The organism is Proteiniphilum sp. UBA1028 (genome assembly GCF_002316955.1).
Classification (GTDB): Bacteria; Bacteroidota; Bacteroidia; order Bacteroidales; family Dysgonomonadaceae; genus Proteiniphilum.
Window position 1 is genome coordinate 25,778 of record NZ_DCEN01000064.1, and the last position, 11,723, is coordinate 37,500.

The 11,723-nt window shown below is 51.0% G+C and carries 6 protein-coding genes; all 6 read left to right on the top strand.

Annotated features, from left to right (window positions below):
* Positions 1–12: 12 nt before the first annotated feature.
* Positions 13–2,562, top strand: a complete 2,550-nt coding sequence (locus tag B3Z75_RS11170) for a hypothetical protein (protein WP_294071598.1) — start codon at positions 13–15, stop codon at positions 2,560–2,562.
* 26 nt (positions 2,563–2,588) lie between these two features.
* Entirely contained in the window at positions 2,589–4,088 is a 1,500-nt protein-coding gene (locus tag B3Z75_RS11175) for a family 43 glycosylhydrolase (protein WP_294071600.1), read from the top strand.
* Between the two features lie 9 nt (positions 4,089–4,097).
* Positions 4,098–7,280 (top strand): DUF6298 domain-containing protein, encoded by a 3,183-nt coding sequence (locus tag B3Z75_RS11180; RefSeq protein WP_294071601.1) that lies wholly within the window; start codon positions 4,098–4,100, stop codon positions 7,278–7,280.
* 28 nt (positions 7,281–7,308) lie between these two features.
* Positions 7,309–8,454, top strand: coding sequence for a pectate lyase (gene pelA, locus B3Z75_RS11185; RefSeq protein ID WP_294071602.1), 1,146 nt, complete (start codon positions 7,309–7,311; stop codon positions 8,452–8,454).
* Between the two features lie 482 nt (positions 8,455–8,936).
* Entirely contained in the window at positions 8,937–11,336 is a 2,400-nt protein-coding gene (locus B3Z75_RS11190; protein ID WP_294071603.1) for a fimbrillin family protein, read from the top strand.
* A 38-nt stretch (positions 11,337–11,374) separates the two neighbouring features.
* Positions 11,375–11,723 (top strand): fimbrillin family protein (locus tag B3Z75_RS11195; protein ID WP_294071604.1); only part of this gene is annotated, 349 nt, incomplete at its 3' end.

Here is an 11,723-nt window from a genome sequence, read left to right on the forward strand (position 1 = left end):
TATGCATCGATCATGAGTCATTCCCTGAAATTTATATCGGTTTGTCTATTTTCCACTCTCCTCTCATACACCGGACTGAAAGCACAGGTGTCAATACAAAATTCACTGAATCCCGATATCATTTTTGCCGGTGATCACCTCCTCTATAAAGGAGATAAGATTAAACTAGGTTCCAGAGCTTTTTACATTGATGGACAAATAACAGAGAAGGAGGCAGGAAGATATCCTTACGTCTTTCGTTCGGTGAATGAGGCAGCAAAACATCTGACAAACGGGACCGAAGCAGAACCGATGGTACTCTATATTGCCCCATGGGTGTACTGGATCGATGACCCCGACGATCCGGCCATCCGGCTCCCCAAAGAGACAGGAGGCACTCCCTTCGGCCTCGAGATAAAATGCAGCTGGCTGAAATTTCACGGCCTGAGCGACAACCCGCGCGATGTGGTACTGGCCAGCAACCGCGGACAGACAATGGGCGCAAAGGGCAACTTCACCATGCTGCTGATCACCGGCGACGGTACCAGCGCGGAAAATCTCACATTCGGAAACTATTGCAACATCGACCTGGAATATCCGTTGAATCCCGGATTGAACCGCCCGAAGAGAGGTTCCGCCATCGTACAGGCACAGCTGGCATTCACCTATGGGGATAAAATCTTCGCACGGAACACCCATTTTGTCAGCCGCCTCAATTTATGCCCCTTTGTGGGAGGCCAAAGAACCCTGTTCGATCACTGCCATTTTGAATCGACCGACGATGCGCTTGCTTCTACGGCTGTTTACCTCAATTCCTCTTTTGACCTCTACTCTTCCAAGCCTTTCTATCACACCATCGGTACCGGTGCGGTGTTGCTGAATTGCACGATTCGCTCCTTCACCATCGGTGAGCAGTACTGGTCAAAAAGCCGGGGACAGCTGGCTGCCATCGACTGCCGGATGGAGACCTCCACCGCCACCTACTGGGGCTGGCGCGATAAACCCGATCCGGAGGCGCGCTATTATGACTATCACAACAGCATCAACGGCAAACAGGTGGTGATAGGGATGCAGCATCCCCATGCAACGGTTGAGATGAGCGGTAAGAGCCTGTTGGATGCCTATCGCTTCACCTGTAACGGAGAGGTGATTTACAATGTCTACAATTTGCTGAGGGGAGATGACGACTGGGATCCGTTGGGACAAAAAGAGAGGGTACTGGCTGCAGAAAAAATTAACCATAAAAGCTACACAAACCTGCCAACACAATTGGTGGTCTCTCCCTCCCGTGATTCCATCGAAACGGGCAGAGAGACGTTGCTGCTGAAAGCCACTGTGAACAAGTTCGGCAACTATGAACTCGAAAATCAACAGGTCACCTGGTCAATTGCAAAGAAGGACAACTCACTGGCAAGGCTGGAGGCGTTACCCGATGGCAGTTGCAGGGTGATTCCGACCAATACTACCGAGGAAATCCAATCCCTGGTCGTGCGGGCAACCACAACCTCGGGCCTTGAGGGAGCCGCACTGGTCTATCTGTTACCGGAAATGATGGAAGCTCCCCCATTCCGTGCATTGCCCACACTGGAGATAAACGCTGATGGAACCATCAGCGTGGGTTATGCGCTCGATATGCCGTTCACCGACCAGTCGCTGGTCAGCTGGTACAGATGCAGGGATGCCGCCGGGAGTGATCCGGTTGAGGTGGCAGTTTCCCGCATGAATGTGCCCCATCTTCATTATAAATTATCAGCGGGTGACATCGGTTGGCATCTGATGGCAAAGGTGGAACCGAAACATTCGCGTTGTTTACCCGGAAAACCGGAAAGGGCGGTTACCCGGTCACCCATTCAATCATCCCATCTCAAGGGTGACAGTCGGAAGATGAGGGTGAACCTGAAAAACATGTCGACCAGATACCAGCCGGAGGTGAAACAGGGCTTCTTCACCCTCGACTGTTTTGCTCCCGAAGACACCAGGGCGTTCGACATGGTTGCGACCAACGAGGGAGACCCGTGGTATTACGGCAACGGCGTGGAAGGAGCAGCAACGGATACCGGTCTGGTACAGGCCAACAAGGGTGCCAGGCTGCGTTATACACCCGTAGGGGATACGTTTCATGACATGAAGATCAGCTTCACTGCCGTTCCCGCCAAGACAGCAGGCCAGGGATTCAGCAGCGCCCGTCAGCAATACATGGATGTATGCATCAAGTTCGACACAAAGGGTCTGAACGGCTATGCATTGCGACTAATCCGCACCACGAAATATAGCGATGCGATCGATTTTGTGCTGATGCGGTATGAAGGAGGCATCGCGACCCCCATCAGCGATCCTGTGTCCTCCGACTGCTACCGGCCTGACTGCCATATCCTGCTTGAGGTGAAAGGAAACCGCTTCAGGGTACAGGCAGAAAATTCAAAAAACCATCATATCGTTCCCGATCGTCCCGGGGTGGTACAGACTGTCCTGATGGAAGCGGAGATCACTCCCGAACCGTGGGGTGGATTCGGCTTCCAGCATACAGGCACGGTAGGAAGCGGTGCCACGTTGATCAAAGATCTGCAGGTAGAATGGAGATAATGAAACAATCATTATAAATTGAGATTATGAAGAAATATTTGTCGGCAATTATTCTGTGGTTTACTTTTTTAAACCTGTATATCCCATTATTCGCCCAAAATGAGGGTTATTATAAGAACCCGGTGATGGGTGGGGATTATCCCGACCCGTCCATTCTGAGAGATGGGAGCGACTACTACATGACCCACTCCTCATTTGAATATTATCCCGGGCTGATTGTCTGGCATTCAACAGACATGATCAACTGGAAGCCGGTGTCGCAGGCCCTGAAAACCTATATCGGGTCGGTATGGGCGCCCGATCTGGTGAAACAGGGCGACACCTATTACATCTATTTCCCGGCCGGCAGAAGCATATGGGTGGTCACGGCAAAATCGCCAGCAGGCCCCTGGTCCGAGCCCATCAATACCGGCATAAAGGGTTTCATCGACCCGGGTCACCTTGTGGACAGGGAGGGAAACCGCTACCTCTACCTCTCCGGGGGAAGCACTGTAAAGCTGAAAAAGGATGGGCTCTCGGCAGATGGCGAACCGGTTCACAACTACGACGGCTGGCAGTTCCCGAAAGAGTGGAGTACGGAATGTTTCTGTCTGGAATCACCCAAATCGACCATCAGGAACGGTTATTTCTACCAGACAGTCGCTCAGGGAGGGACAGCAGGACCCGCAACCGCGCACATGGTGGTCTCGGCCCGCTCCAGAACACCTTATGGTCCCTGGGAGAATTCACCCTATAACCCGATCGTACACACCGAAAACCGATCCGAAAGATGGTGGTGCCAGGGACACGGCACGCTGGTGGAAGATATTGCCGGACAATGGTGGATTGTTTATCACGCCTATGAAAAACACTTCCAGACACTGGGTCGCCAAACGCTGATGATGCCGATCGAATGGACCGTCGACAATTGGTTCAGGATTCCGGAAGGCGTGCGCAGCTCCGACAAGATTACCCTCCCGGCAGGTGAAAAGATGAAAAGCTATACCTCCCTGTCCGACGATTTCTCCTCTCCTCTGCTGGGAATGCAATGGCAGTTTTTCAAGAAATATGACCCTGAACGCTACGCCCTCAAAAACGGACAGTTGATCCTGCAGGCAGAGGGCAACTCCTTCGACAACAGTTCGCCGTTGCTGGTGAACGCTGCCGATCGCAGATACCAGTTCCAGGTGGAATACACCATCGAGGGAGATGCCACAGCCGGCTTATGCCTCTTCTACAATGAACAGGGCAACATGCGCATTTCCGTGAATGCGAAAGAATTTACCGTATTCAACCAGAAAGCCTCCAAGATCAGCAGAAAAAATGAGTTTGGCAACCATGGTTTCCTGCGGATCCTGAACGATGAGAATGAGGTGAGTTTCTATTACAGCCGGGACGGTTCTTCATGGGAAAAGCTGGAACGGACGATCGATGCCACGGGATTCAACCACAATGTATTTGGCGGATTTATGAGCCTGAGAGCCGGTCTCTATGCTTTTGGCGAGGGACGGGTGATCTTTGACAACTTCATCTATCAAAAACTGTAAACGGAAGAGATGCGAAAGGTAAATCAAATAAATAAGTGGTGGCGGCTGAGCCTCTGGCTTCTCCTGCCTCTGGCGCCGGTGACAAGTGATGCGCACTTCAAGACCACACCCAACTCACCGGTACAGGTACATGAGGATGGAACGCTTACCTACAGGAAAGCAGCCAACGGCGACCGTGTCCCCGATTATTCCTATTGCGGTTATCATGCTTCGGAAGCAGCAATTCCCGATGTGAAGGTGAAAGTTCTGGTGCCTCTCATCAAAGGCGATGCGACCACACAGATTCAGCAGGCCATTGACTATGTCTCCTCCCTGGCTCCCGACAAGGATGGCTTCCGTGGGACAATACTGCTGCAAAAGGGGAACTACCGCATTTCGGGGAGCCTGGTGATCCGAACCTCCGGGGTGGTCTTGCGTGGCAGCGGAAGTGATGAGGCAGGAACAGTATTGTATGCCGTGGGTAACGATCGCGAGACATTGATCCGCATCACCGGAGCCGGCAATCGGGTTACCGGACCACCGGTTGAAGTGGATGAAAAATACTTCCCGGTGAACACCACCCAACTCACCTTTGCAAAAGGTCATCCTTTCAGGGTGGGTGATAAGGTGCTGGTCAACCGACCCTCTACTGGGGAGTGGATCAGGATAATCGGGGCCGACAGGATCGGGGCATATGTGGATTACCCCCTTACCGTATGGAAAGAGGGCGACTTTGATCAAAACTGGTACCGTGAGATCGTAGCGGTGACACCTCGATCGGTAACCCTCGATGTGCCCCTGACCAACGCCCTCGATCCCGACTATGGGGGAGGCTACCTGGCCCGGTATGAGTGGCCGGGGCTGATCAGCCGGGTGGGGGTGGAGAACTTACGCTGTATATCGGAGCACGACACGTCGAATCCCAAAGATGAAAACCATCGATGGATGGCCATCACGCTGGAGCATGTACGCGACGCCTGGGTGCGACGTGTCGTGACACAACACTTTGTCAGTTCATCAGTGGCCGTATGGGAAACAGCCAGCAGGATCACGGTGGAGGACTGCAAATCATTGGCTCCGGTGGGAGAGATTGGCAATTACCGGCGATATGCATTTCAAACGCTCGGGCAACAGGTGCTTTTCCAGCGTTGTTATGCAGAATATGCGTGGCACGCCTATTCTGCAGGCTTTACCACCCCGGGGCCAAACGCTTTTGTACAATGCTTCTCCTATATGCCCTACAATTTCAGCGGTGCCGTGGGAGGATGGGCGACCGGTATCCTGTTTGACAAAATGACCGTCGACGGTGGGACGATCAGCTTTGGATACCGTGATGTAGACGGGCAGGGAGGAGGATGGAGCGCTGCCAACTCAATGAGCTGGCAATGCCGCGCTGCACAGATACTACTGGATGCACCCCCCGGAGCACAAAACTGGGCATATGGCAGCTGGGCACAGGGCTACGGAAACGGACACCATGAACTGGAACATACCTTCATCAAACCGGAGAGCTTCTTTTATGCACAACTCAAAGCCCGCAGAGGGAGGAGATCAGTCGAAGAGGACAAAATACGGGTATACAACAGCAGTGAAACAACAGCTCCCTCCTTTGCACAAACGGCTCAATTGAGTGAACTGGCACGGCATCCAGATCTCACAATGTTTGAATGGATCGACCGGATGATTGAACAATACCCTATTCAGGAAGATTATTCAGAGGCGGTGATGCTTTCAGACGTTGCATACATGAAGCCTGCCCTCCCGATCAAAAAAGGAACACCGCTACAGCTTTCAAATGGCCGGCTGCTGCTGGATGACAAAGTAGCTACCGGAAAAAGAACACGTACCTCCCTGTGGAGAGGCTCCACCCGTCCGGGTGATATCGCTGCTGCCGGTCCAAACCTGGTCCGTTTCGTCCCGGGACGCATCGGTCGCGGGCTGACAGATGATCTTGATACGGTTGTGGCTGATATGGTAAAACAAAACATCCGGGTGATGCAGAGTTTTCCGGCGCTCTGGTATGAACGTCGCCGCGATGATCATGCCCGCAGCAGAAGGGCCGATGCCGATGTGTGGGCCCCCTTTTATGAACAGCCCTTTAGCCGGAGCGGACAGGGAGAGGCGTATGACCGACTGAGTAAATATGACCTGACCCGGTGGAACGACTGGTACTGGCGCCGGTTGCGCCGGTTTGCCGACCTGGCAGATCAACAGGGACGCATCTACATTGAGGAACATTACCTGCAACACAACATCATTGAGGAAGGGGCACACTGGACCGATTACCCGTGGCGCACTGCCAACAACATCAACGGTCTCGATTTTCCGGAGCATCCTGCCTATGCGGGTGACAAACGAATATTCATGGCTGAACAGTTTTACGATACCACCCGTGTCAAACTCAACAGCATCCAAAAGGCATACATCCGCAAAAGCCTGGACAACTTCAAGGGGAACAGCAATATCCTGCATCATCTGGGAGTGGAGTATACCGGTCCACTGCATTTCGCACAGTTTTGGCTCGATGTGATTGCCGAATGGGAGAAGGAAAACCGGCAGGAGGTGCTGGTCATGCTCCCCGGCACCAAAGATGTACAGGATGCCATTCTGAATGACCCGGTCAGATCAAGAATAGTGGATGTCATTGATGTGATCCAGTGGCAATACCGGGATGATGGCACCCTCTATGCACCTCCCGGAGGAGTGAGTCTCGCACCTCGCCAATATGTCCGCATCATGGAAAAAGGAAACACTTCGTTCGGTCAGATTCACCGCGCGGTCAGTGAACTGCATGCCCGGTATCCTGAAAAGGCAGTTATCTATTCCGCTGACCGGAACGTCCGATATGCAGAATGGGCTGTCTTTATGGGGGGAGGATCCCTGGCTGCCATCCCCCGGGTTGCCGATCCCGATTTCCTCCGCGCAGCAGCAAGGATGAAACCATCGGTACAAATAGTGGATGGTATGCCTCAATATCTTCTCGGCAGGAAAGGCAACGGCTACATCGTTTTTAGCAACAGGCCCTCTTTCAGCATCGACCTGGGAAAGGACTCCCATCCTTACAAGTTGGTATGGATCCATCCGGAAAGCGGAGAAACAATCCATACGGGAGAGTTAGTGGAAGGAGGTGGCAAAATTGAAGTAAGAGCCCCGTTTGAAAATGAAGCCGTGGCATGGCTCTGCCTACAAAACCAAAATGCATGTCAGGAATGAAATTATCAATTCAAATAACAGAATCAAAATGAAAACAAAAGCGATTGCCCTACTCCTGCTGTTCATGACAGGAACGATGTCATCGGCTCAAAATAACCGGCAAAACAGGCAGGATGATTACCTGGAACGAAGATGGTCGCAGGTGGCCACACAGATGGAACCGGAATGGTATGGATCTGATGATGCCAGGAGAGTCGCCGAAACGGTGTTATCCTTTCAAAAAGAAATTGGCGGATGGGAGAAGAACCAACCCTATCACCAGCTGGAGGCCGATTCGTTGAAGTCAGCTCTGCTGCAGAAAACAACAAGGAAAAGTGCCACGATTGACAACGGCTCAACCATCACCGAGCTGCGATTTCTGGCGAACATGCATGCACAGACAAAAGACGGACGTTATCGGAAAGCGTTTGAGAAAGGAGTGCAGTTTATACTCGCCGCTCAATACCGAAATGGCGGCTGGCCACAATACTACCCGGTAAGAAGCACCCGTGATGAGATCTCAACCGACAAGACCATGCCCTACTCGATGCATATCACCTACAACGACAATGCGATGGTCAATGTGATGCGTTTTTTAAGGGATATCTATTCCGACAACGAGGCGTTTCGATCACTAGACATCAATCAATCAACGAGGAAGAAGGCAAGGAAAGCATTTGAAAAAGGGATTGACTGCATTCTCAACACCCAGATAAGAATCGACAATCAACCCACCGTCTGGTGTGCCCAGCATGATGAGAAGACACTGGCTCCCGCCAATGCCAGGGCTTATGAACTGGTATCCTTCAGTGGCTCAGAATCGGCCGGTATCACACTGTTGCTGATGGAAATCGACAATCCCTCAAAAAGAGTCATCGAGGCTGTCAACGGTGCGGTGAAGTGGTTTGATACCAACAAAATTGAAGGTATCAGGCTGGAAAGGATCATAAACGAAGAGGGGCAAAAAGACTTGGTGGTGGTGAAAGATCAAAATGCTCCTCCCATCTGGGGACGTTTTAATGATCTGGAAACAGGCAAACCATTTTTTTGCAGTCGCGACGGAATCAAACGGGAGACAATGGCCGAGATAAGTCATGAACGCAGAAACGGATACGGTTGGTATACCTACGCGCCGGCGGAGGTGTTGAAACAATATCCGGCATGGCAAAAAACAATCATCAGCCAACAAAGATAAACCTATACCCACAAACAAAGAGATAAGTAAAAATCAGAATAAAAAGGCCCTTACCCTGTAGACTATTCTCAGTTTCGTGATGATCGCGCTGTCCACACGGGGATGGTGTGTACTCGATTTGTCAATTTGACACCTATTAAAAACCAATTTGTACCCCATCTATAATGTGAAATTAGCTAAAATTGCGTATAAAACGCATTGTATTAACCCAGTAAAACAATTGATTAACAGGGATCTAGAAACTTATCCGACAGAGGATCACAATGAAAAAGCGGAATTAAAAATTTAATAAATTTAATTCATCAGCTCCATTTCGGATTTTTAATGAGACAACAATACAATACTATTACCTATGAAACGAGCATGATCACGGTTCCCACACAAGAACGTTTTCGATAAGCAAATACATAGTCAAAACAAGTTTTTACTATGACGAACGCAGCAATAGTCTAAAGTTATTAAAAATCATTGGTTTGAATCATATGAAACAGCATCTATTCTTATTGAAAAGCACTTGGGCACTTTTCCTTCTTACAGGTCTGATCCTGGTCTCATGTTCCGAGCATGATGACGCGAAAGGTGGTGAGGTGCGCTATGAAGTAACTTTTATCTCGGGATTGGACAGACCCACTACCCGAATCAGCTTGGATGGCAGCCAGTGGATTGCAGGCGATGCCGTGGGGATCTATATGCTGTCCACAGGAACAGTCTCGGTAGTAAACTACACAAATGTGCCCTACAAAGCCGAATCATCGGCAACAGTTACCGCCTTCAAAGCAGACATCGAGCCCATCTACTATCCCGAAAATGGCTCAGCGGTAGACTTTATGGCCTATTACCCCTATTTGGCAACGATTGAGAATTTCCTCTACCCCATCAACCTGACCGATCAATCAGCAGGTATCACGACCCATGATTTGATGCGTGCCAAAATGGATAACGGAGGCAATGGATATACCACAGGACCGGTTTCCTTTACTTTCGAACATCAGCTGGCAAAGGTTTCCCTCAAATTTGCAGATCACAGCGGCAATGCCATAACACCTTCCGCCGTGACGATCAAGGGCATGAACACTGTGTCAAACTACAACCTGAGCACCGGTGTATTGGAAGAAGAGGCTGCTGCCACAGATATTACACCCTACCTGAGCCACAATACCTGCAGCGCTATTCTGCTGCCGTTTTCGGTAAATGCGGGTCACGAGATTGTCGCCACAGTAAACGGGAAAAGTTATACCTGGCAGATAAACGACCATTATCCGGACATGCAGGTAAAAGCGGGTTACGTCTACCTATTCAATGTTACCGTAAATGCATACACCGAAGAGATGGCCGGCATACTGGCAGATGCCGACAACAATTCGGTCGCGCCGTGGGGGCCTGACATAGATGATAACGGAGAGGAAGATCCCTTTACCGACCTCGATCTTGGGCTCCCTACGACAGAAAATGACGACTTGGTTCGTGCATTTCCCGGTGCCGAAGGCGGCGGAATGTACACCACCGGTGGACGGGGCGGTAAAGTGATCAAAGTGACCAATCTCAACGACTCAGGTCCGGGCAGCTTACGCAGCGCACTCTCCGAAAGCGGCACACGCACCATTGTATTCGATGTCAGCGGTATTATTGAGCTCAAGAGCCGGTTAAACATCAATATCGGTGACGTAACCATAGCAGGACAGACCGCACCGGGTGACGGCATCTGCCTGAAGAACTACTCGGCCGTCGTAAACGGCAGCAATGTGATCATACGCTTCATTCGTTTCCGTATGGGCGATGAAGCCAACTTTGAAGACGACGCCCTATGGGGACGTTTTACCAAAAATGTCATCATAGACCACTGTTCAATGAGTTGGAGTACCGACGAATGCTCTTCGTTCTATGCGAATGAAAATTTCACGATGCAATGGTGTATCCTTTCGGAAAGCCTGAGGAATTCCATTCACGGTAAAGGTTCACACGGATACGGTTCCATAGCCGGAGGCGTAAACGCTTCGTATCACCACAACCTTTTGGCGCATCACGACAGCCGTAATCCTCGCTTCGACAGCGGTGAGGTATATGGCACCACCGATCAGCCGCTCACCAATGACAAGCGTGCGGTTGACTTCCGTAACTGCGTGGTCTACAATTACTCCAACTACCCAGCCTACGGCGGTGACGGTCAAAAAATAAACTTCGTAGGCAACTATTACAAATGGGGACCCGCTTCGACCGATGGCCCCGATGCCAATACAAACGGAAAGAAACGCGGATACTTCTATCTCGTAGGGGGTATAAATCAGGGGATTGACTGGGGTTGCCCACATATATACATGGGAGACAACACCAATTATCTGCATACCGATGGCACGTTCGACCATGTGAACAGCGACAACTGGGCGGGCATCCAGTACGATTCCAATCCCGGAAGCACAACCGTAACCAAGCTGACAACCCCTGTTGCCATTGCGCCAAGCGGTATCCCCGCACGGGTTACCACCCACACCGCAGCCATCGGGTTTGAAAAGGTATTGACCCACGCCGGTGCCAGCCTGAAACGAGACGCGGTAGATAAACGCGCGGTAAACGACACCCGCAATGGCATCGCAACTTGCATGGTTGGCGGCAACGGCAGCCTCAACGGGCTGATCGATACGCAATCGGCCGTAGGCGGATGGCCCACCTATAAATCGGAAAAGCCAAGAAAAGATTCCGACGGTGATGGGATACCCGACGCATGGGAAGATGCTTTCGGTTTGGATAAGAACTCGGCCGCCGACGGAAATAGCAAAACCCTCGATCCTCGGGGTCGCTATACCAACCTCGAAATGTATCTCCACTACCTGGTAAAGCATATCGTAAACGATCAGAATGCCGAAGGCTCCTATACCTCGTTCTAATTAAAAAAACAGCAACCGAAACAATAAGCTATTGCACTATGTATTTACGATACGAACATCTCATCGGTTTCCTCCTCACAATTGCACTGACAACGGCATGTAGCGTACATGAAGAGGAAACGACCGCTCAGGACGAAGTGACCTTCGCCGCAGGAGTAATAGGCAAGTACGCTACCCGTTTAAGCCAGGACGGCAGCCAGTGGACCGAAGGCGACCCAATTGGGATTTATAGCTTCGCCACGGGAACTACCTCCACTGCGCACTTCTCGAATATAACCTATACAGCGGGCGCCACGGCTGCCGCCACAGTATTCAATGCGGTGAACGAAGCCATCACCTATCCAAAAGATGGATCGGCGGTAGATTTTACGGCCTATTATCCCTATC

What these genes read in the sequence shown, in the direction of transcription:
- B3Z75_RS11170 (WP_294071598.1), top strand. Translation starts at nt 13, where the DNA reads ATGAGTCATTCCCTGAAATTTATATCGGTTTGTCTATTTTCCACTCTC.
- B3Z75_RS11175 (WP_294071600.1), top strand. Translation starts at nt 2,589, where the DNA reads ATGAAGAAATATTTGTCGGCAATTATTCTGTGGTTTACTTTTTTAAAC.
- B3Z75_RS11180 (WP_294071601.1), top strand. Translation starts at nt 4,098, where the DNA reads ATGCGAAAGGTAAATCAAATAAATAAGTGGTGGCGGCTGAGCCTCTGG.
- pelA (WP_294071602.1), top strand. Translation starts at nt 7,309, where the DNA reads ATGAAAACAAAAGCGATTGCCCTACTCCTGCTGTTCATGACAGGAACG.
- B3Z75_RS11190 (WP_294071603.1), top strand. Translation starts at nt 8,937, where the DNA reads ATGAAACAGCATCTATTCTTATTGAAAAGCACTTGGGCACTTTTCCTT.